This is a genomic window from Mycobacterium sp. (assembly GCF_004298145.1).
Classification (GTDB): domain Bacteria; phylum Actinomycetota; class Actinomycetes; order Mycobacteriales; family Mycobacteriaceae; genus Mycobacterium.
In genome coordinates this window covers 88719-110425 of the sequence record NZ_SCRH01000017.1, presented here as the reverse complement: position 1 = coordinate 110425, position 21707 = coordinate 88719, and the positions used below count along the sequence as shown (strand labels likewise).

At 67.5% G+C, this 21707-nt stretch carries 18 protein-coding genes and 1 riboswitch; of the genes, 13 read left to right on the top strand and 5 right to left on the bottom strand.

Translation table 11 applies throughout. From position 1 onward, the window contains the following. Positions 1-16: 16 nt before the first annotated feature. Genes EPN51_RS07440 through EPN51_RS07430 form a run of 3 tightly spaced genes read right to left on the bottom strand, consistent with a single transcriptional unit; the run spans position 17 to position 4717 of the window. Entirely contained in the window at positions 17-925 is a 909-nt protein-coding gene (locus tag EPN51_RS07440) for an alpha/beta hydrolase (protein ID WP_293039402.1), read from the bottom strand. A gap of 43 nt (positions 926-968) precedes the next feature. Beyond that, positions 969-3260 carry a CoA transferase gene (locus EPN51_RS07435; RefSeq protein WP_293039399.1) on the bottom strand — a complete coding sequence of 764 codons (2292 nt, stop codon included), beginning with the start codon at positions 3258-3260 and terminating at the stop codon, positions 969-971. After that, the gene (locus EPN51_RS07430) at positions 3257-4717 is read right to left on the bottom strand and encodes an aldehyde dehydrogenase family protein (RefSeq protein ID WP_293039396.1); all 1461 of its coding nucleotides are present in this window, start codon (positions 4715-4717) and stop codon (positions 3257-3259) included. The genes EPN51_RS07435 and EPN51_RS07430 overlap by 4 nt, the downstream gene beginning before the upstream one ends. Positions 4718-4910: 193 nt before the next feature. Between EPN51_RS07430 and EPN51_RS07425 the strand changes: the two genes are divergently transcribed. The 9 genes from EPN51_RS07425 to EPN51_RS07385 are packed head-to-tail and all read left to right on the top strand — an operon-like array spanning position 4911 to position 12712. Next, entirely contained in the window at positions 4911-6107 is a 1197-nt protein-coding gene (locus EPN51_RS07425; protein WP_293039393.1) for a cytochrome P450, read from the top strand. Positions 6108-6111: 4 nt separating this feature from the next. After that, entirely contained in the window at positions 6112-7296 is a 1185-nt protein-coding gene (locus EPN51_RS07420) for an acyl-CoA dehydrogenase family protein (RefSeq protein ID WP_293039390.1), read from the top strand. Positions 7297-7314: 18 nt separating this feature from the next. Then, the gene (locus EPN51_RS07415; protein WP_293039388.1) at positions 7315-7860 is read left to right on the top strand and encodes a MaoC family dehydratase N-terminal domain-containing protein; all 546 of its coding nucleotides are present in this window, start codon (positions 7315-7317) and stop codon (positions 7858-7860) included. Next, on the top strand, positions 7860-8258 hold the full coding sequence (locus tag EPN51_RS07410; RefSeq protein ID WP_293039385.1) for a Zn-ribbon domain-containing OB-fold protein: 399 nt from the start codon (positions 7860-7862) through the stop codon (positions 8256-8258). Before EPN51_RS07415 ends, EPN51_RS07410 begins: the two co-directional genes overlap by 1 nt. A 3-nt stretch (positions 8259-8261) precedes the next feature. Then, positions 8262-9383 (top strand): acyl-CoA dehydrogenase family protein, encoded by a 1122-nt coding sequence (locus EPN51_RS07405; RefSeq protein WP_293039382.1) that lies wholly within the window; start codon positions 8262-8264, stop codon positions 9381-9383. Then, on the top strand, positions 9380-9847 hold the full coding sequence (locus tag EPN51_RS07400) for a MaoC family dehydratase (RefSeq protein WP_293039379.1): 468 nt from the start codon (positions 9380-9382) through the stop codon (positions 9845-9847). The genes EPN51_RS07405 and EPN51_RS07400 overlap by 4 nt, the downstream gene beginning before the upstream one ends. Continuing rightward, on the top strand, positions 9844-11013 hold the full coding sequence (locus EPN51_RS07395) for a lipid-transfer protein (protein ID WP_293039376.1): 1170 nt from the start codon (positions 9844-9846) through the stop codon (positions 11011-11013). The genes EPN51_RS07400 and EPN51_RS07395 overlap by 4 nt, the downstream gene beginning before the upstream one ends. A gap of 11 nt (positions 11014-11024) precedes the next feature. Further along, a complete protein-coding gene (locus EPN51_RS07390) occupies positions 11025-12095 on the top strand; it encodes a zinc-binding dehydrogenase (protein WP_293039373.1) in 1071 nt (356 codons plus the stop codon). Continuing rightward, complete coding sequence (locus EPN51_RS07385; RefSeq protein ID WP_293039370.1) at positions 12092-12712, top strand: TetR/AcrR family transcriptional regulator; 621 nt, start codon at positions 12092-12094, stop codon at positions 12710-12712. The genes EPN51_RS07390 and EPN51_RS07385 overlap by 4 nt, the downstream gene beginning before the upstream one ends. On the opposite strand, the gene EPN51_RS07380 is transcribed toward EPN51_RS07385, so the two are convergent. Both EPN51_RS07380 and pruA read right to left on the bottom strand, forming a co-directional pair. Then, entirely contained in the window at positions 12706-13671 is a 966-nt protein-coding gene (locus EPN51_RS07380) for a proline dehydrogenase family protein (protein WP_293039367.1), read from the bottom strand. The genes EPN51_RS07385 and EPN51_RS07380 overlap by 7 nt on opposite strands. Next, on the bottom strand, positions 13671-15302 hold the full coding sequence (gene pruA, locus EPN51_RS07375; RefSeq protein ID WP_293039364.1) for an L-glutamate gamma-semialdehyde dehydrogenase: 1632 nt from the start codon (positions 15300-15302) through the stop codon (positions 13671-13673). The genes EPN51_RS07380 and pruA overlap by 1 nt, the downstream gene beginning before the upstream one ends. Positions 15303-15385: 83 nt before the next feature. On the opposite strand from pruA, the gene EPN51_RS07370 reads away from it, so the two are divergent. The 4 genes from EPN51_RS07370 to EPN51_RS07355 all read left to right on the top strand — a co-directional run bounded on the left by EPN51_RS07370 (position 15386) and on the right by EPN51_RS07355 (position 21671). Further along, positions 15386-16993, top strand: a complete 1608-nt coding sequence (locus EPN51_RS07370) for a helix-turn-helix domain-containing protein (RefSeq protein WP_293039361.1) — start codon at positions 15386-15388, stop codon at positions 16991-16993. Between the two features lie 55 nt (positions 16994-17048). Beyond that, positions 17049-17231, top strand: a riboswitch (cobalamin riboswitch). Between the two features lie 227 nt (positions 17232-17458). Beyond that, the gene (locus tag EPN51_RS07365) at positions 17459-19123 is read left to right on the top strand and encodes a PPE family protein (RefSeq protein WP_293039358.1); all 1665 of its coding nucleotides are present in this window, start codon (positions 17459-17461) and stop codon (positions 19121-19123) included. A gap of 105 nt (positions 19124-19228) precedes the next feature. After that, entirely contained in the window at positions 19229-20965 is a 1737-nt protein-coding gene (gene fadD21, locus EPN51_RS07360) for a fatty-acid--AMP ligase FAAL21/FadD21 (protein ID WP_293039356.1), read from the top strand. Between the two features lie 19 nt (positions 20966-20984). After that, positions 20985-21671, top strand: a complete 687-nt coding sequence (locus EPN51_RS07355) for a GAP family protein (protein ID WP_293039353.1) — start codon at positions 20985-20987, stop codon at positions 21669-21671. Positions 21672-21707 lie beyond the last annotated feature (36 nt).

The window sequence follows — 21707 nt, the reverse complement described above, 5'->3', positions numbered from 1 at the left end:
CCCGGAGCCCGAAGGGTCAGTTCTGCTCGTCCCAGATCTTGATCAGGGTGGACAGGATCTCCTCGCCGCGACCCAGCCCGGCGAGGTGGCTTTCGCCGGGCAGCACGAACAGCTCGCAGTCGGGCAGCAGGGACACCACGTGCTCGCCATGGGCGAACGGCACGATGTGGTCACTGTCGCCGTGCCACCAGCGGACCGGGACCCTGACCTCGTCGAGCCGGAATCCCCAGTCCCGGGTGAACAGGATGATGTCGTTGAAGGGGGCCGCCAGCTGCTTGCGGCTGCCGTTGAGCAGGTCGTCGAGGAACATGGCTCCGAACTCGGGGCGGGTGAGCAGGCGCCGATCGGCCTCGGGCGATACCGCCGCGTACAGATACAGCGCGGTATTCGCGACCGGTCGGATCGCCCGGACCACCAGGCTGGCGCCGATCCGCAGCGGGTCACCGCCCAGCCGCAGCAGCGGCGCCACCCGCTTGCCCAGGTTCATCAGACCGCTGGTGATCCCCTCGTCGCCGAGGAACGGTGCGACACCGCCGAGCACGCCGGCCGCCACGACCCGGTCGGGCAGGACCGCGGCCGACGCGAGCGCGTACGGACCGCCGCCGGACAGGCCGATGACGGCCATTTTGTCGATGCCGAGCGTGTCCGCGATGGTCCGCAGGTCGTCGGCGAAAGCCCGGATGTTCTCGTACCGATGGGGTGTCGACGAGCCGATCCCGGGACGGTCCAGCCCGATCAGCCGGATCTTGTTGGTTTCGGCGTAGAGGCGCGCTTCGGTGGGAATCTGGCGGCGGGCGCCGGGGGTGCCGTGCAGCCAGAAGACCGCGCGGCCCTGCGGGTCCCCGAATTCGGCGAAGCCGATCTGGCGGTCTTCACCGACGGCGACGTTTCCCTCGAGTTTGGGGCGGGCGATCTCGATGGCCATGGCGAGCAGCTTGGCATGTCGTGCACGGTTTACCAAAGCGCAGTTACGCGTTGAGCACCCGCTCACCGATGACCCGCTGGTGACGCAGGTCGGTCACTTCAGCCCCGGACAAACCCAGCTCGCCCAGGATCTCGTCGTTGTGCTGGCCAAGCGTCGGCGGGGCGCTGCGGTGGTGGCGGTGCGGTCCGGGCGTGATGCGAAACGGCCAGCCGGGGTAGCGGTGCGGCCCGGTTACGGGATGTTCGAGCTCCTCGTAGTAGTCGCGGGCGTCGAGCTGGGCGATCTCATACATCTGGTCTCCGGTAATCACGCGCTCGGCCGGGATCCCTTGTGCGTGAAGGGCTTCCATGACAGACGCGGCGGTCTGCGTGCGGGTCCACCGGGCGACCATCTCGTCGAACGCGTCGTGGTCGATTGGCTGATCGGGCACGGACAGCGCCACCCACACCTCGTCGTCGGCGGTCGGGTAGACGCCTTGGAGATAGCCGCGCCGGCGGTTGCCCTCGCGCGGCCGCACCGCGCCGTTCATCGAGTATTCGATCACCGGCTCGGCGGTGACACAGGCGGCGACTTCGACCTGGGCGATCTCGATCAGTTGCCCGACCCCGGTGCGGGTGCGGTGCTCGAGGGCGGCCAGCAGCGCGACGCCGGCGTGCACGCCGACGATCGGATCCGCGGGCCCCTGCGGGTTGCACGGCGGGCCGTCGGGATAGCCGGTGATCGCCGACATTCCGGAGGTCTGCTCGAAGTTCAGGGCCCAGCCGACGTAGTCGCGCCACGGGCCCCGCAGGCCGTATCCCGGCATGCGGACCACGATGACGTCCGGCTTCAGCGCCACCAGGGAGTCGTAGTCGAGGCCGAACTGTTCGACCACGCGCGGCGAGAAGTTCTCCACCACGATGTCGGCCTGCGCGGCCAACTTTCGGGCGATGTCCAGGCCGCGTTGCGACGTCAGGTCGAGGGTGAGGTCGCGCTTGTTGAGGTTGGTGCCCTGCCAGATGGGGCTGCGCTCATACCAGTCGTCGCCCTCGTAGGCGAATGCCCCCGAGTAGCGGTGACCGTCGGGCCGCTGGATCGACTCGACCTTGACGATATCGGCGCCGAACGCGCCGAGGTAGCACGTCAGATACGCCCCGGCCCAAAACGTGGTCAGGTCGAGCACCCGCAGCCCGGCGAAGGGCAGCGATGCCGCTGCGGCCGAAAGCGACTGGCCGCCACCCGTCCAGGACCGGGCACGCGTTCCCAGGTGAGGCGCCCGATATGGCTGTGCCACAGGGGTTTTCGATAGCCTGAATGGCGGGCCGGGGCGCTGAAACGACCATCCGGGCCCACCGGCCGCCACGAAGAATCCGCGGGTGGCGTATTGCGGACAGTCGAGCACGGTGGCGCCGTCGTTGACCGGGGCGGCCGGAATCCGCAGCGCCTGACCGAGTTCCACGATCTCGGCGACGGTCTGGCCGGCCAGCCACGCCCCGGCCCTGGCGAAGAATTCGTCGCGCTGCGGACCGCCCATCATGATCGCGAGTTGGTGTTCGGCGAATTCGGGCAGACCGAGCATCGCGCACACGTCGAGCCAGTGCTGGCCTGTAAGACAGTTGATTCCCACCCAGCCGTCGGCGGCACGCACGACGCCCAGCATGGGCCCCGATCGCAGGTTGGCGGGCAAGCCGAGCCGTCGCATCCGCTGTGCCATCAACATCGGATAGGGCAGCGTCGACAACAACGATTCCAACTGCGAGACATCCACTTCCCTGATCCGCCCGCACGGCCGCAGCCGCAACGCGGTCAGCGCGCCCAGCGCGCCGTAGCCGCCCGCGACGTACTCGGCGATCCGGGCGCCGACCTGAACCGGCGGGCGCTGCGGATCCCGGGAGCTGATCCAGCCCGATGCCGCCTGCAGCGTCAGCGGTGTGGCCTGCCGACGATGCCACGGCCCCGATTGACCGAACGCAGAGATGCGCAGCAGCACCAGGTTTGGGTTGAGGTGCTGCAGGTTGTCGAGGTCGAGTCCCCATCCCCGCAGCGTCCCGGGCACGAGATCCTCTACCAGCAGGTGCGCCTGCCCAATAAGCTCGCGGGCGACCGCGAGGTCACGTGTTGTCGAGAGATCAAGTGTGGCACCGCGTTTGCCGGCGTTGAGATACTCGAACAAGCCGCAGCGATGCGGGTCGGCGACGCCTGAGGGGAACGGTCCCCACCGTCGCAGCGGGTCGCCGGCGGGCGGCTCGATTTTGATGACCTCGGCGCCCAGGTCCACCAGGAGCTTGGCGGCGTAGGGACCGGAGATCTCGCTTGCGATTTCGACGACGTGGAGCCCCGCAAGGGGTCCCGTCACGCGGGAACTCCGATGGCCATCGGCTCCATGTACTGGTGTATTCCGGCGATTCCCCCGCCCTCACGGCCCAAGCCGCTGAGCTTGAAGCCGCCGAACGGCGCTCCGCCGGGGCCGCAGCCGTTGACCGCGATCTGGCCGGTACGGATGCGGCGCGCCACGCCGACGGCACGGTCCACGTCGCCGCCCCACACCGCACCGGAGAGGCCGTATCGCGAGTTGTTCGCGATGGCGACCGCGTCGTCGTCGTCGCGGTAACGCAGCACCGTCAACACCGGGCCGAACACTTCCTCTTGCGCGATGGTCGAATTCGGCTCCACGTCGGACAGAATCGTCGGCTCGAAGTAGAAGCCGACGTCCAATCCGGCCGGGCGGCCACCGCCGGTCACCAGCGTCGCCCCGTCGTCGAGCGCACCGGCGACATGCGCCTCGACCCGATCCCGTTGCGCCGCACTGATCAGCGGACCCATCTGCACCTCGGGATCGGTGGGATCGCCCACCTTGACCTCGCGGGCCAACGCGGCGAGCCGGTCGACGACGTCGTCGTGCAGCGAATCGGGCAATAGCAGCCGGCTGTGCAGGATGCAGGCCTGTCCGGCGTGCAGCGAGCAGCAGTCGAACAGCATCTGCTGCAGCATTTCGTCGGTGACCTGCGCGTCGTCGAGGACGATGCTCGCGGACTTGCCGCCGAGCTCGAGCAGGATCCGCTTCATCGTGTCGCCGGCGGCGGACATGACCTGGCGGCCGACGACCGAGCTGCCGGTGAAGCTCACCATGTCGATGCGCGGATCGGTGGTCAGCAATTTGGCCGCCTCGACGCCGGACGGGGTGACGACGTTGACCACGCCGGGCGGGATATCGGTGTGTTCGTCGATGATTCGCGCGAGCGCCAGGCCTGCCAGCGGGGTCAGCGGCGAGGGTTTGAGCACGACGGTATTGCCCGCGGCCAGAGCATGATTCAACTTCATCACGTTGAGACAGTGCGGGAAGTTCCACGGCGTCAGCACCGATACGACACCCAGCGGCGCATGACGCAACAACGTGGTTCCGGCGCCCATGCCGGTGACCTCTTGGTCGGTCAGCTCGGTGGCGAGCTGCGCGGCGTGCAGGGACATGAAGCCGGCGCCGTCGATCTGCATGATGCGTTCGTTGGCGATGCAGCCCCACTCCGCCTGGGACAGTGCGAAGAAGTCGTCGGCGTGCTTCATCAGGGCGTCGCCCAGCTGACCCAGGCACCCGGCGCGCTGCTCGGCGCTCATGGTCCGCCAGGGTCCGCTGTCGAAGGCTCGGCGGGCGGCGGCGATCGCGTCACCGACCTGGGCGACGCTCGCGTCGGGTGCGGTGGCGATGACGGTTTCGGTGGACGGGGAGAGGTCGTCGTATCGGCCGTCCTGCGGCTCGACCCAGTTCCCATCGATGTAGAGCTCATAGGTCTCGACTAGCGCCTGTGAATCGGCCATGTGCTTCCTCCGGTCATCTGATCACTTGGTGTACACCCCGGTCACTTTCCCGTCAATCATCAAGCACGTGAATTCCAAGCTATTCAAGTATTTTGGCTTCGTATTGACAGTGCGCTGGGGTCCGAGTAGACACATTCCACAAGACAGATTGCCCTAATCTGTCGGATCGGGTGTCCTGCGAGAGGGGCTTGCCGTGCGAACTCATCCGCCGCTGCGCTCGCCGGAATTCCCGTTGCACTCCCCCGACTTCTACGCGGGCGACCCCTACCCCGCCTACCGGGAGCTGCGCGCCACGCGGCCGGTGTGCTGGAACGACGTCACCAACTTCTGGGCGCTGTTGAAGTACGAGGACATCCGGTACGTGTCGAGCAACCCCGCGCTCTTCTCTTCGACGAAGGGAATCACCATCCCGGACCCGGCGATGCCCAGCCCGGTGCAGGAGGGCAACCTCATCTTCAGCGACCCACCGCGACACCGCCAGCTGCGCAAGCTGATCAACTCGGGCTTCACCCGGCGACGGGTGGCCGTGCTCGAGCCGAAGATCCGCGAGATCGTCCGCGGCATTCTCGACGGCATCGAACCCGGTTCGGTGCACGAGTTCGCCGAAGAGATCGCGGCGCCGCTGCCCACCCGGATGATCGCCGAACTGCTCGGTGCCCCGCCCGACGACTGGGAGCAATTCCGGGCGTGGTCGGACGCGGCCACCGGAACCGCCGACCCCGAAATCGAACTCGACTCGTTCGTGGCCATGGGACAGCTCTTCGAATACTTCCAGAAGCTGATCGCCGCCCGCCGCGCCCAACCGCGCGACGACCTGCTGTCGGTGCTGGCCGAAGCCGAGATCGATGAGCACCGGCTGACCGACGAAGACCTGCTCAACTTCGCCTTCCTGCTGCTGGTGGCCGGCAACGAAACCACCCGCAATCTGATTGCGTTGGGCACCCTGGCGCTGATCGCGCACCCCGACCAATGTTGTTTGCTCATCGAGGATCCCGCGCAAATCCCGCTCGCCGTCGAGGAGATGTTGCGCTGGAACAGCCCCGTGGTGCACATGGCGCGCACCGCGACGGCCGACGTCGAGATCCGCGGTCAGCAGATCCGCGCCGGCGAGGTGGTGGTGATGCTCTACGGGTCGGCCAACCGGGATGAAGACATCTTCGGCCCCGACTCCGAGGAGTTCAGGATCACCCGCCACCCAAACCCGCACATCGCCTTCGGCTGTGGCGAACACTCCTGTGTGGGAGCACAATTGGCGCGCCTGGAGGCGACGGTGCTGTTTGAGGAGCTGCTGCGCCGCTTCCCGCGGCTGGAGCTGGTGGGCGAGGTGGACCGGATGCGGGCTACCATGGTACCCGGGGTCAAGCGCATGCCGGTTCGGCTGGGAGCCTGAGCCGATGGACCTCGAATACACGCCGGAACAAGAACGGTTACGCGCCGGGATGCGCGCGACCCTGGAAAAGGTGATGACGCCCGAACGCGTCGCCGCAGTCAGCGAGCACATGGAGGGCGGCCCCGCGGTGCGCGAATGCGTCCGCGCTTTGGCCGCGGCCAACCTGCTGGGGGTTGGGTGGCCCAAAGAATATGGTGGGCAGGGGTTCTCGGCGATCGAGCAATTCATCTTCTCCGAAGAGGCGCGCCGGGCCAGCGCTCCCATCCCGCTGGTGACACTCAATACCGTCGGGCCGACGTTGATGCACTACGGCACCGAAGAGCAGAAGCAGGCGTTTTTGCCGGCGATTCTCGACGGCAGCGTCGAGTTCGCCATCGGTTACTCCGAGCCGGCCGCGGGCAGCGACCTCGCCTCGGTGCGCACCACGGCCGTCCGCGACGGTGACGAGTATGTGATCAACGGCCAGAAGATGTTCACCAGCGGTGCGGCCTACGCCGATTACATCTGGCTGGCCGTTCGGACCGATCCGGATGCCAAGAAGCACAAGGGCATTTCGATCCTCATCGTGCCGACCTCGTCACCCGGATTCTCCTGGCAGCCGCTGCACACCATGCCGGGCGTCTCGACGTTCTACACGTTCTACGACGACGTCCGGGTCCCGGTCAGCGCGCTGGTGGGTGGCGAGAACCAGGGCTGGCAGCTGATCACCACGCAGTTGAACTTCGAACGCGCCGCCCTGGGCAATCTGGGCGCGCTCGAGCCGCTGTTCGAGAAGACCCTGGACTGGGCCACCACGACCGAGCTCGACGATGGTCGTGTCATCGACCAGCCGTGGGTGCGGCTGGCTCTGGCCCGGGTCGAAGCCCAAGTCGCCGCATACAAACTCGTCAATCTGCGGGTGAATGCGGCGATGACGAAGGGGGTCCTCAGCATGGGGGAAGCGTCGGCGGCGAAGGTGTTCGGCACCGAGCTCACCGGGCAGGTCGCCCGCCAGCTGCTCGAGGTGCTGGACGGCAACGGGGTGCGGCGCGGCGCCGACGCGCCGCTGCGTGGCGCGCTGGAATCCGCCTACCGGCAGGCCGTCATCAACACCTTCGGAGGCGGGGCCAACGAAATCCAACGTGACATCATCGCCATGGCCGGGTTGGGCATGCCCCGCGCCCCCCGCGACCTTCGGGCCGCGACATAGTCAGGAGGACAGAACCACGTGATTGACTCAGAGACCGTCAGCGCCAAGGTGCGGGCCCTCGTCGGTCAGCCGACCGGCGGCACCGGAAAACCGTCACTGGCGCCGGACCCGGTGAATCAGCCGATGATCCGGCACTGGGCGTATGCCATGGCCGACATGAACCCCGTTTACCTCGACCCGGAGTTCGCCGCCACGTCACGCTTCGGCGGCATCGTGTCGCCGCCGGTGATGCTGCAGACCTGGACGATGCCGTCGCCGAAACTGGAAGGGATCGGGGAACGAGGCGGGGCGCCTATCGAGATCCACAGCAACCCAACGGCATTCCTCGACGAGGCCGGCTACACCAGCACGGTGGCGACCAACTCGGAGTTCGAGATCGAACGTTACCCGCGCCTGGGCGACGTGATCAGCGCGACGACGGTCTACGAGTCGGTCTCCGACGAGAAGAAGACGGCGCTGGGCACCGGCTTCTTCCTGACCTGGCTGACGACCTACACCGACCAGAACGGCGAAGTGCTGGGCCGACAACGATTCCGGGTGCTGCGATTCAGGCCGGAAAACTGATGGCGGCCCGTTTGGCGCCGGCGATCACGCCGGACACCGAGTTCTTCTGGAATGGATTGCGGGAGAACAAGCTCCTGATCCAGCGCTGCGGTGGATGCGGGCAGCTGCGTCACCCGCCTCGCCCCATGTGCCCCAACTGCCGTTCGCTGGACTGGGAGGCGATCGAGTCGTCGGGCCGCGGCACCGTCTACAGCTACGTGCTGCCGCACGAGCCCCAGTTCCCTTTTTTCGACTACCCCTACGTCGTTGCGCTGGTGGAACTCGAGGAGGGGGTGCGACTGGTGTCCAACCTGACCGGCATCGACCCGAGCGAGGTGACACCCGGAATGCCCGTGGAGATTTACTACCAGACCTTCGATGACGACCTGGTGCTGCACCAGTTCCGGCCGAGCGCTTGAATCATGGACTTCACCTTCACCGAAGAGCAAGAGACGATCGCCAAACTCGCCCGCGACCTGTTCGAGCGCCGAGCCACACCCGAACGCCTGACCGAGATGGAGGCCGGCGATATCCGCTACGACGACGCGCTCTGGAGCGAGCTCGCGGCCGCCGACCTGCTGGGCACCGCGCTGCCCGAGTCGGTGGGCGGTAACGGCGGTGGCTTCCTGGAGCTCGGGGTGTTGCTGGCCGAGGTCGGCTTCAGCGTGGCACCGGTGCCGGCCTACGCGACGCTGGTGCTGGGTTCCGACCCGATCGCGCGGCACGGCAACCACGAACAGCAACAGCGGTTCCTGCCCGGCGTGGTCGCCGGAACCCACATCCTGACAGCCGGATTGGCCGAACCCGGCCGCTCCGACCCGGCGCGCCCGGCCACCACCGCCCGCCGCGACGGACCGCGCTGGCGCCTCGATGGCGCCAAAGAGCTGGTGCCGGCCGCCCAGCTCGCCGACACCATGCTGATTCCGGCCACCACTGCCGACGGTGACGTGGGCGTGTTCCTGCTGGGCCGCGACGCCGATGGCGTCGAGATTCGCCCGGTGGCGACCACCAATCGTGAACCACACGCGGACGTATTTCTCGATGGCGCAACCATTTCCGAGGCGGACAAGATCGTCGGCACCGGTCTGGTCGAATCGTTGTACACGCGCGCGCTGGTCGCACTGTGCGCGATCCAGCTCGGTGTCGCCGAGCGCGCTCTGCGCATCGCCGCCGAATACACCACGGGCCGTGAGCAGTTCGGCCGTCCGATCGGCAGCTTCCAGGCCGTGCAGCAGCGGATGGCCGATGCATTCATCGATGTCGAGGCGATCCGGTGGACCACCTGGCAGGCGGCATGGTTGATCGCGCGAGGAAGGCCCTTGGACGAGGCCCGCCGAGCCGCCCGAATCGCGAAATTCTGGGCGGCCGAGGCCGGCGCCCGTGTCGCCGCCACCGCCCAGCACGTGCACGGCGGCATCGGAATCGATATCACCTATCCCCTGCACCGCTATTTCCTGTGGGCCAAGCACAACGAGCTCACCCTCGGCCCGGCTGCCGCGCAACTGGCCCACCTTGGCGCAACCTATTCGGAAGGACTCTCATGACGACCACCGCCGGCCGGACTTCCCCGTCTAAGAAAACCCTGCGTTGGCGCGACATCGCGGTGGGAGACGAGGTCACGCCGCTCGAAATCCCGATCACCACCACGATGATCGTCGCCGGCGCGATCGCCACCCGTGACTTCATGCCGGTGCATCACGACCGTGACTACGCCAAGAAGCAGGGCTCGCCGAACTTGTTCATGAACATCTTGACCACCAACGGCTACTGCGTGCGCTTCCTCACCGACTGGGCGGGGCCCGAAGCGATGGTCAAGAACCTGTCGATCCGCCTGGGCGTGCCGTGCTTTCCCGATGATCCGCTGCGCTTCACGGGCAGCGTCACCGGCAAGAGTGAAGGCGTGGGAGGCGAGAACTTCGTCGAGGTGAGCTTGACGGGCGCCAACAGCCTCGGCGACCACGTTTCCGGCAGCGCGGTGCTCAGCCTGTTCGACGGTTCCGGCGCATGAGCAGGACGCTGCCGGGAGCCGCGGCCATCGTCGGGATCGGCCAGACCGAGTTCTCCAAGGAATCCGGGCGCAGCGAACTGCAATTGGCATGCGAGGCGGTCAGCGCCGCACTGGACGACGCCGGCCTGACGCCCGGGGACGTCGACGGCATGGTCACGTTCACCATGGATTCCAGCGATGAGATCGACATCGCCCGCAACGTGGGCATCGGCGACCTGAGCTTCTTTTCCCGCGTGCACCACGGCGGCGGCGCCGCCGCCGGCACCGTGGTGCACGCGGCGATGGCGGTCGCCACCGGCGTCGCCGACGTGGTGGTGTGCTGGCGTGCCTTCAACGAACGTTCCGGCTTCCGGTTCGGCGGCAGCGGACGCAGCATGGCGGAAACACCGGTGTTCATGGCGCACTACGCGCCGTTCGGACTGCTCACTCCCGCGGCCTGGGTGGCCCTGCACGCCCAGCGCTACATGTCGACGTACGGGGTCACCAATGAGGACTTCGGCCGGATCGCGGTCGTCGACCGCAAGCACGCGGCGACCAACCCCGATGCCTGGTTCTACGAGCGCCCGATCACGTTGGAAGATCACCAGAATTCGCGCTGGATCGTGGAACCGGTACTGCGGCTGCTGGATTGCTGCCAGGAGAGCGATGGCGGTGTCGCGCTCGTCGTCACCAGTGCGGAACGCGCCCGGGACCTGCGGCAGCCCCCGGCCATCATCACCGCGGCCGCGCAGGGAGCCGCCCACAACGGCGAGATGATGACCAGCTACTACCGCGACGACATCACCGGGCTCCCCGAGATGCAGGTGGTGGCGCGCCAACTGTGGCGCGATTCCGGCCTCAAGCCGCAAGACATCCAAACCGCGTTCATCTACGACCATTTCACGCCGTTCGTGTTCACTCAGCTCGAGGAGCTCGGATTCTGCGGGCGCGGGGAGGCCAAGGACTTCGCCACCGTTGAGCGGTTGTCGCTGGGTGGTGATTTTCCGATCAACACCAATGGCGGCCTGCTGGGCGAGGCGTACATCCACGGTATGAACGGCATCACCGAAGGGGTGCGCCAGGTGCGCGGCACCTCGTACAACCAGGTCGACAACGTCGAGCATGTGCTGGTCACCTCCGGAACCGGCGTGCCGACCAGTGGTCTGATCCTCGCACCGGCCGGCTGAGGGGACCCATCATGCCGAGGCTCGCGCTCCTGACCGCCCACGGCGGGCCCATTGAGCTGGCCGAATTCCCGCTGTCCACACCGGCACCGGGCACCGCGGCGCTGCGGCTGCGGATGGCCGGCATCTGCGGGTCCGACCTGCACATCTTTCGCGGTGAACTGCCGCTACCATGCCCGTTCGCCATGGGCCACGAAATGGTCGGCGAGATCGCCGAACTGGGTGAGGGACTGACCACCGACGCGACCGGTCAGCCGCTGACGATCGGCGATCGTGTTGTGGCACCGTACTTCTGGTTCTGCGGCCGTTGTCACGCGTGTGCGCGGGGACGGTCGTACGCGTGCCAGAACCTGATGGCCGGGGAATACCGCACCCACGAGCAGGCCCCGCACTTCGTCGCCGCCTACGGCGAGTACTACTACACCAGCCGGCGACAACCCCTCTATAAGGTGCCCCAGGACCTACCCGACGAGGCCGTCGCCCCGTTGAATTGCGCACTGGCTCAGGTGTTATTCGCGCTGCGCGATGTCCGGCTCGGTGACACCGTCGTCATCCAGGGCGCCGGCGGACTGGGCATCAACGCCGCGGCGGTCGCGCGGACGGCGGGTGCCGCCGCGGTCATCGTCATCGACAAGATCGCCGAACGCCTCGATGTCGCGGCCGATTTCGGCGCCACCCACTGCATCGACGCCGGCGGAATCTCGACCGCACAGGTCACCGAGCAGGTACACAAGCACACCGAGGGCGTCGGTGCCGACTGGGTGCTCGAGGTCGTCGGCGTACCGGGCGTCATCCCGGAGGGGATCGGGTTCCTCAACAACGGCGGGACGTTGCTCGAGGTCGGCAACGTCGGCATGGGACGCACCTTCGAGCTCGACCCGAGCGCGTTGGTCTACGGCAACAAATCCGTGCGCGGCGTGATGCTCTACGACCCGGCCACCCTGGCCACCGGCCTATCGTTCCTGCAACACACCGGTTTTCCGTTCGAGCGGCTGATGCCCAAGCCGTTCCATTTGGCCGACGTCAACGCCGCGTTCGCCTCGGCCGACGCCGGGCTGGTCCCTCGGGGGGCGTTGATTCCGTGACGACTCAGGCTTCTGTCTCCCATCAGGAGACCTCCACCCGCGAGCTCATCGTGGAGTCCGCGTTCGCGTGTTTCGGCAAGCAGGGATTGCAGAAGGCGACCATCGTCGACATCGCCAAGCGGGCCGGCGTGTCCCGCAGCACCATCTATGAATACTTCAGCGACAAGGCGGCGATCGTGGAGGCGTGTGCCGAGCACGCGTCCGAGCGCTTCTATCGCGAGATGGCCAAGGCGATAGATCGGGGCAGCAGCCTGGAGGACAAGCTGTGTTCGGCGGCGGTGTTCGTCACGCAGGCGCGACGAGTCATCGCTTCCGAGAAGTACTTCGACGAAGACGCGATCAGCCTGCTGCTCACCAAGGACGCCGCCGTGCTGCTGCGCGAATGCGTCGAATTCTTCGCCCCCTACCTTTCGGCCGCCAGGCTCACGGGTGAGGTGCGCAAGGATCTCGACGTCGATGCCGCCGGCGAGTGGTTCGCCCGCATCCTGTTCTCGCTCTTCAGCACGCCGTCCTCGACCCTGGATATGGACGATCCCGACGTGGCGGCGGAGTTCGTTCGCGCCCATGTGGTGCGCGGCTTCGCCAGCGACCGGCCGCGGCCACGCCGCGCTCAGTGACCCCGCTGGGCCAGGGCCCGCAGAAAGAACGCCAGGTTGGCCGGTCGTTCGGCCAGTCGCCGCATGAAGTATGCGTACCACCGGGTGCCGAAGGGGACATATACCCGCAGCTGGTTACCGGCCTCGGCGAGCCGTCGCTGCTCGTCGTCACGAATGCCGTACAGCATCTGGTATTCGAATTCACCGGCGCCGCGGCCCGATTCACGCACCAAATCGGGGACCGCGTCGAAGATCGCCGGGTCGTGGGAGGCCACCATCGGATAGCCGGACCCGGCCAGCAACACCCGAAGGCACTCCAGGTAGGAATGGGTGACCTCGGCGGGATCTCGATACGCCACCGATACGGGCTCGTCATAGGCGCCCTTGCACAACCGGATCCTGGCCCCGGCTGCGGCGAACTGTTCGCAGTCACCCAGCGTGCGCCGCAGGTAGGCCTGCAAAGCCACTCCCAGCCAAGGAAATTCGGCGCGCAGGTCACGCACGATCGAAAGCGTCGACTCGGCGGTGGTGTGGTTCTCGGCATCCACCGTCACCCACACGCCTGCGCGCTGGGCGGCGTCACAGATCGACCACGCGTTCTCCCGCGCGATCTTGTGCCCATCACGCCCCAGCGCCTGCCCCAGCGCCGTCAACTTGACCGAGACTTCCAGCGGCCGGACACCGTCACGCCCGGCATCGGGGCGGCCCAACTCTGCGATCAGATCCAGGTAGGTCTGCACCGCCGCATCGGCGTCGTCGGCGTCGGAGGTGTCCTCACCCAGGCAGTCGATACTGACGTATCGGCCCGAATCACGCAGCACAGCAACGCTATTCATGGCAGACTCGATGGTCTCCCCGGGAACGAAGCGGCGCACCACCCGACGGGTGACCGGTAAGCGCTCGGCGGCGCGACGCAATGCCTCGCCGCGTCCGGCGGCCAGGATCACCGGGCGCAGGGTGCTGGCGAACAGTCCGGCCATCAGTCGGCGCCCATATGCGGATAGGTGTGCTGGGTAGCCGGGATGAAGGTCTCCTTGATGGTGCGAGCCGACGTCCAGCGCAACAGGTTCAACATCGATCCGGCCTTGTCGTTGGTGCCCGAGCCACGCGAGCCCCCGAACGGCTGACGCCCGACGACCGCGCCGGTCGGCTTGTCGTTGATGTAGAAGTTCCCGGCGGCAAAGCGCAGCCGGTGCTGCGCGGCCAGCACGGCGTCCCGGTCGTCCGCGATGACCGCGCCGGTCAGCGCGTACCGCGAGCCGCTGTCGACGACGTCGAGGATCCGTTCGTAATCGTCGTCGGGGTACACATGCACCGAGAGCAGCGGACCGAAGTATTCGGTGGTGAACGACTCATCGGTCGGGTCATCGGACAGCAACACCGTCGGGCGCACGAAATAGCCTTCGCGGTCGTCGTATTCGCCGCCGACGGCGATGGTGACGTGCGGCGCGCCCTTCGCCCGCTCGATGGCGTCGACGTTCTTGATGAAGGCGCGGCGGTCAATCAGCGCGCCACCGAAGTTGGTGAGATCGGTGACATCGCCGTAGCGCAGCGCGGCCGTCTCCCCCAGGAAGCCGTCACCCATTCGGCGCCACACCGACTGCGCGATGAAGGCCCGCGACGCCGCCGAGCATTTCTGCCCCTGGTAGTCGAAAGCCCCGCGAATCAGCGCCGTACACAACACATCCGGGCGAGCCGAGGCATGGGCGACGACGAAGTCCTTACCACCGGTCTCGCCGACCAGTCGCGGATAGCTGCGGTAGTGGCCGATATTAGTGCCCACCTGGTACCACAGCCGCTGGAAGGTGGCCGTCGACCCGGTGAAGTGGATGCCTGCCAGCCGCCGATCGGCCAGCGCCATATCCGAAACCGCGAAGCCGTCGCCGGTGACCAGGTTGATCACCCCGGGCGGCAACCCCGCCGCCTCGAGCAATTGCATGGTCAGATAGGCCGACAGCGTCTGGGTGATGGACGGCTTCCACACCACGGTGTTGCCCATCAGCGCCGGCGCGGTCGGCAGATTGCCGGCGATGGAGGTGAAGTTGAAGGGCGTGATCGCGTACACGAAGCCGTCCAGCGGGCGGTATTCGCTGCGGTTCCACTCCCCGGGCCCACTGATCGGCTGCTGCGCCAGGATCTGTTGTGCGAACGCCACGTTGAATCGCCAGAAGTCGATCTGCTCGCACGGCGAGTCGATCTCGGCCTGATAGGCCGACTTGGATTGACCGAGCATCGTTGCGGCGGCGACTTTCTCCCGCCAGGGCCCGGCCAGCAGGTCGGCGGCGCGCAGGAACACCGCCGCCCGCTCATCGAAGGGCATTGCCGCCCAGCCGCTTTTCGCGGCCATCGCGGCCTCGATTGCCGCCGTCGCGTCGGCGTGTACGGCGTTGGTCAACGTGCCCAGCCTCGCGGCGTGCCGGTGCGGCTGGACGACATCGATGCGCTCACCATGGCCCATCCGGTGGGTGCCGCCGATGACATGCGGGAGGTCGATCGGGTGATCGGCCAGCGCGGTCAGTTCGGCGCGCAGCCGGGTGCGTTCCGGCGATTGCGGCGCGTAGTCATGGACTGGCTCGTTGGTCGGCGTCGGGACCTGGGTTATCGCGTCCATACCGCCAGGATCCTCGCGGCGACCCCGCATGGAATTAGCCGATCGGACAGGTCCCGCCCGTCTTCGTAGTAAAATCGGACAATATGACCGGTGTGGGGCTGGGTCAGCTGCTGCTCGCGTTGGACGCGACGCTGGTCAGCCTGGCCGACGCCCCCCGGGGGCTGGACCTCCCGGTGGCTTCGGCGGCGCTGATCGACTCCGACGATGTGCGCCTGGGGCTCGCGGCCGCGGCGGGCTCGGCCGACGTCTTCTTCCTGTTGGGGGTCGCCGACGACGAGGCGATGCGGTGGATGAGCAGGCAGGCGCGCGACCGCGTGCCGGTCGCCATCTTCGTCAAAGAACCCTCCGACGCGCTGGTGTCCACGGCCGTCACGGCGGGCTCGGCGGTGGTGGCCGTCGATCCGCGCGCCCGGTGGGAACGCCTCTACCAGTTGGTCAATCACGTCCTCGAACATCACGGCGACCGCGCCGACGCGATGGACGACTCGGGCACCGACTTGTTCGGACTGGCGCAGTCGCTCGCCGAGCGCATCCACGGCATGGTCAGCATCGAAAACGCGCAATCCCACGTCTTGGCCTATTCGGCCTCCAACGCCGAAGCCGACGAATTGCGCCGCCTCTCCATCCTGGGCAGGGCCGGGCCGCCCGAGCATCTCGAATGGATCGGCCAATGGGGCATCTTCGATGCGCTGCGATCGGGCACCGAGGTGGTGCGCGTCGCCGAGCGGCCCGAGTTGGGGCTGCGGCCTCGGCTGGCCATCGGGATCCACCAGCCCGCCGCCGACGCCCGGCGACCACCGGCGTTCGCCGGAACCATCTGGGTCCAGCAGGGCTCACAGCCGCTGGCCGACGACGCCGACGACATGTTGCGCGGTGCCGCCGTGCTGGCCGCCCGCATCATGTGGCGGCTGGCGGCCCGGCCGTCCATCCATGCCCGTCGGGTCCAACAACTTCTCGGTTTCACCGAGGCGGAAGGCCTTGCGCACGCCGACGTGGCGGCGGTTGCCGCCGAACTCGGTCTGGCCGCCGAGGGCACCGCGGCCGTGATCGGTTGGGATGCGGCCGACGGTTCGGCCCGTCATGCGCGGCTCGCCGACATCATTGCACTGAGCGCCAGCGCTTTCCGGCGCGACGCCCAGGTGGCCTCGAACGGTTCACGAACCTACGTGCTGCTCCCCCAGCCCCAGACCCAGACCCAGAGCCGGTCGGTCACCTCCTGGGTGCGCGGCACCATCGGCGCCATGCGCACCGAGCTCGGGGTGCAGCTACGGGCGGCCATCGCGGCGCCGGTCGCGGGCCTGGCGGGGGTTGCCGCGGCGCGCCTGGAGGTGGACCGGGTGCTGGACAGCGCTGAGCGCCACCCCATTTCGTTCGGGCAGGTGACGTCGCTGGACGAAGCGCGCACCACCGTCCTGGTCGACGAAATCGTGACCCTGGTCGGTGGCGACGAGCGCCTGATCGATCCGCGGATCGTGCGGCTGGGTGACGAGGATCCGGTGCTGGCCAAGACCCTGCGGACCTACCTGGATGCCTTCGGCGACATCGCCGCGGCCGCCCGGGCGTTGCAGGTGCATCCCAATACGGTTCGCTACCGCATGCGGCGGATCGAGAAGGTGCTGTCGGCGTCGCTGGCCGATCCCGAGGTCCGGCTGCTGTTCTCGCTGGGACTACGGATTCTGGAACGCCGCTAGCGGAAGAACATGGCGGTCGTCACCAACGGCCTTCGGTCGGTATGCCGACATTTGCTCCGAGTGGATGCAACAATGTCACCTCGTAAGGTGATGACGATGCAGGAAGCCGGTGCGAATCCGGCGCGGTCCCGCCACTGTCATCGGGGAGCGACCCTCAACGGCCACGGCTGAAAAGCTGGAAGGCGAGGCGAGCAGCGATCCGAGAGCCAGGACACTCGCGTCATCGCATCCTGCGACCCGGGGCGGGTGTACCCCGAGAGAGCTGTCAACGTCCATGTTTCGTCCGGCATGGGTGGCCGTCAACGCTGCCACCGATCTGGCGCCCAGCTGCCGCGCCTACTTCTTTCACACCGACACACGCACCCCGGTGCGGGCCCACCGAGAGCTTGGTATCTCGGGCCGGCACGATCCCATCCGATTAGCCGTTGCGGCAACGGATTTCGTCACGCCCGCCGGGAGCCATCGATGACCGCCCCGGTCTGGATGGCCTCGCCTCCGGAGGTGCATTCGACGTTGCTCGGCGCCGGGCCGGGGCCCGGCCCGCTGCTGGCGGGTGCGGCGACGTGGAGCTCGCTGAGCGTGGAATATGCCGAGTCGGCCCACGAGCTGGCCGCGTTGTTGGGCGCCGTACAGGCCGGGAGCTGGGACGGCCCTGCGGTCGTGGCATACGTGGCCGCGCATGCGCCCTATCTGGAGTGGCTCGTGCAGGCAAGCGCCGACAGCGCGACCATGGCCGCCCAGCAAGACGTCGTCGCCGCCGCTTACACCGCGGCGTTGGCGGCCATGCCGACGCCACCCGAGTTGGCCGCCAACCACGCCGCCCACGCCGCGTTGACGGCGACGAATTTCTTTGGCATCAACACCATCCCGATCGCGGTCAACGAAGCCGACTATGCGCGGATGTGGGTGCAGGCCGCCACCGTGATGAGCACCTACGACGGCGTGGCGACCGCCGCGGTGGCCGCCGCGCCGCCAACCGAACCGGCGCCGCAGGTCATGAAGGCCACCGCGCTGGCGGCCACGTCGGAACAGTCGTCGTATCCCCCGGACACGCAGAACCAGTGGCTGGACTGGTTGCAGCAGACCGGGTTCGTCGATTTCTACAACAGATACATCCAGCCGCTGATCGACCAGTTGATGAACAACCCGTTCTTCCAGTCGCTGTTTTCCGGTTTCGACCCATGGCTGCCGTCGCTCGGCAATCCATTGAGCTTCCTGAACCCGTTCAACATCGCGTTCGCCCTCGGCTACCCGATGGATTTCGGTTCGTATTTCGGCTATCTGGCGCAAATGTTCAGCTTCGTCGCGGCGGATCTTGCGGCGGCCTTCGCCTCGGGTAATCCCGCGACGATCGCGTGGACCCTGCTGTTCACCACCATCGAAGTGATCGGCACCATCATCACCGACACCATCGCGTTGATCAAGACGTTGCTCGAGCAGATGATCGTGCTGATCCCGCTCATCGTGCCGCTGCTGACCGTCGCCGTGGTTCCGGTGGTCGTTCCCGCCCTGGTGGGGGGTTTGGCGGGCCTGACGGGTCTGGCGGGGCTGCACGCGGTCCCGGTGGTGCCGTTCGTCCCCGCCCCGGCGCTCGTCCCGGTGGCACTGGCACCCACCCCGCCCCCCACGCCGGCCCCGGCGCCGGCTCCCGCGCCGGCCCCGGCCTCCGCGCCGGCCGCCGCACCCGCACCGGCCGCGCCCGGGGCTCCACCGCCCACACCGGCGGGGCCGCCGGCGGCCGCCATGCAGGGCCTCGGCTACATGGTCGGTGGCCTGGCCGCGGACGCGCGCAGGGCCGCGAGCACCAGCGCCCGCGCGAGGAGGGCGGCCGCGGCGGACATCGTCGAGGCCGAGGCGGTGGCACAGCCGGAGGAAGAGGAGACGACGAGGCGCCGGCAACGGGTCAAGGCCACCCAACCCGGCCGCGGGTACGAATACATGGATCTCGAACCCGAGCCCTCGACGACGGCCTCGGATCGGCCCGCGCCGACGATGGGGTTCGCCGGAACCATACCCACGAAGGCCGCCACCGCACCGGCGGGACTGAGTGCGCTGATCGCCGACGATGGCCCGCGCATGCCGATGATGCCGGGAACGTGGGATACCAATCCGACGTCATCGAAACCATAAGGGGCATAAGTTTTTTGGCCCGTGACGATTTCTCGCGTGCACGGCCGCCCGGCCGCCCCGCACGACCGGCATGCGCGAAATGCCCGAAGCGGTAACCTGGCCCGCATGCACCATTCGTCGGTTGTCTCGCTGCTGCGGGAACGCGCCGGTCTGCAGCCCGACGATTTAGCGTTCCGCTATACCGATTACGAGCAGGACTGGATGGGCGTCACCGAGTCTCTGACGTGGGCGCAGCTGTACCGGCGGACCCTGAATGTTGCGCACGAGATCAAGCGGCACGGCAGCACCGGGGACCGGGCCGTGCTGCTTGCGCCCCAGGGCCTCGCCTACATCGTGGCGTTCCTCGGTGCGCTACAGGCGGGGCTGATTGCGGTTCCGCTCTCGGTCCCGCAGCCCGGTACGCACGATGAGCGGGTCAGTGCCGTCCTGGCCGACACCAGGCCCACCGTCGTTCTCACCACCTCCGCGGCCGCCGCGACCGTCGGTGATTACCTGCAGCGGCCGGACGGAGCGGCCCCGGCCATCGTCGAGGTCGACGCACCCAGGCTCGATTATCCGAATCCACCGGGGATCCGCGTCAGCGGCGATCCGAGCACCGCTTATCTGCAGTACACGTCGGGCTCCACTCGTCTTCCGGCCGGAGTCATGATCTCGCACCGGAACCTTCACGTGAATTTCCAGCAGCTGATGGCCGCCTACTTTCCGGACTTCAATGGCGTGGCACCGCGCGACAGCGTCTGCGTGTCGTGGCTGCCCCTCTACCACGACATGGGTTTGATGCAAGGCGTCATCGCTCCGATCCTGGGCGGCTACCCCGGTGATCTGACGAGCCCGGTCGCGTTCCTGCAACGGCCGGCACGGTGGATCCAGGCGATGGCCCAAGCCAATCCGGTCTTCTCCGCCGCACCCAACTTCGCCTTCGAGCTGGCCGTGCGCAAGACAACGGACGAGGACATGACCGGACTCGATCTGGGCAACATCATCAGCATCGTGAGCGGTGCCGAGCGGATCCATCCCGCAACGCTCGACCGGTTCTGTAAACGGTTCGCCCCGTATAACTTTCGCGAGGACATGATGCAACCCTCCTACGGTCTGGCGGAGGCGACCGTCTACGTGGCCAGCCGCGCGCAGACCGGGGCCCCGAAAGTCGTTCACTTCGAACCGGAGAAGCTGTCGGAGGGCAGCGCCCAACGGTGCTCGGCAGAGACCGGCTCACCGCTGCTGAGCTACGGCACGCCGAAATCGCCGACGGTGGCAATCGTGGACCCCGACACCAGCACGCAGTGCCCGGACGGAACGGTCGGTGAAATCTGGGTCCACGGCGACAACGTGGCCGACGGCTACTGGCAAAGGCCGGAGGAAACTCAGCGCACCTTCGGCCGCGTCTTGACCGACCCGGCGCCGAACACGCCCGAGGGACCGTGGCTGCGCACCGGCGACCTCGGCTTCGTCTGGAACGGAGAGATGTTCATCGTGGGCAGGATGAAGGATCTGCTGATCGTCTACGGGCGCAACCACTATCCCGAGGACATCGAGTCGACGGTGCAGGCGATCACCGGGGGCCGCGTCGCGGCGATCTCGGTTCCGGTGGACGAGACCGAGAAATTGGTGACCATCATCGAACTGAAGAAGCGCGACGATTGTGGCCAGGACGCTCCGCACCGGCTCGACATCGTCAAAAACAATGTCACCGCGGCGATTTCGAACTCGCACGGACTCAACGTCGCCGACCTGGTGGTGGTGCCACCGGGATCGATTCCCACCACGACGAGCGGCAAGATCCGGCGGACCGCGTGCGTCGAGCTGTACCGACGGCAACAGTTCACCCGGTTGGACGCCTGAGGCGGCAACGGTATCTACGATGTTGTTCACCATCGGTGTGATCGCCATTGCCGTGAGCCTGGAACCCTTCCGGATCGGCATGACGGTGCTCATGCTGAATCGACCCAGGCCGTTGCTGCAATTGCTCGCGTTTTTGGCGGGCGGGTTCGCGATGGGGTTGACGGTGGGGGCGGCCGTCTTGTTCCTCTTCCGGCGCATCCTGCTGGGCTCGACATACTTCACGTTGCCTCGGGTGCAGATCCTCATCGGCGCACTGGCGCTGGTGGCCGCCGCCGTGCTGGTGGCGAAGATCGTCGCGGACCGGTTGAGCGGCCGCGACCCCGCCCCTCCCGACGACGACCGCCCCGGCCCGGGAAGCCTGATGACGCGGACCCGGCGGCGGCTGGACGGACAGTCGCTGTGGGTCGCCGCAGCCGCGGGGCTGGGGATTGCGCTGCCGTCAGTGGATTATCTGGCCGCGCTGGCGGTCATCCTGGCGTCCGGCGCGCCAGTCGCGACCCAAGTGGGAGCGCTGCTGATGTTCAATGCCATCGCGTTCTCACTCGTAGAGATTCCCTTGGTGGCTTACCTGTTGGCGCCGAAGGCAACTCACGCGGTGATGACCGCGCTGCAGAACTGGATCCGGGCGCGGCGTCGTGTCGAGGTCGCCGCATTGCTCGCGGGGGTCGGCGCTGTCCTGGTCGCGGTCGGCGGAGCGGGCCTGTGAGCGGGGCAGCCCACAGCGAAGGTTGAGCTGCGGCAA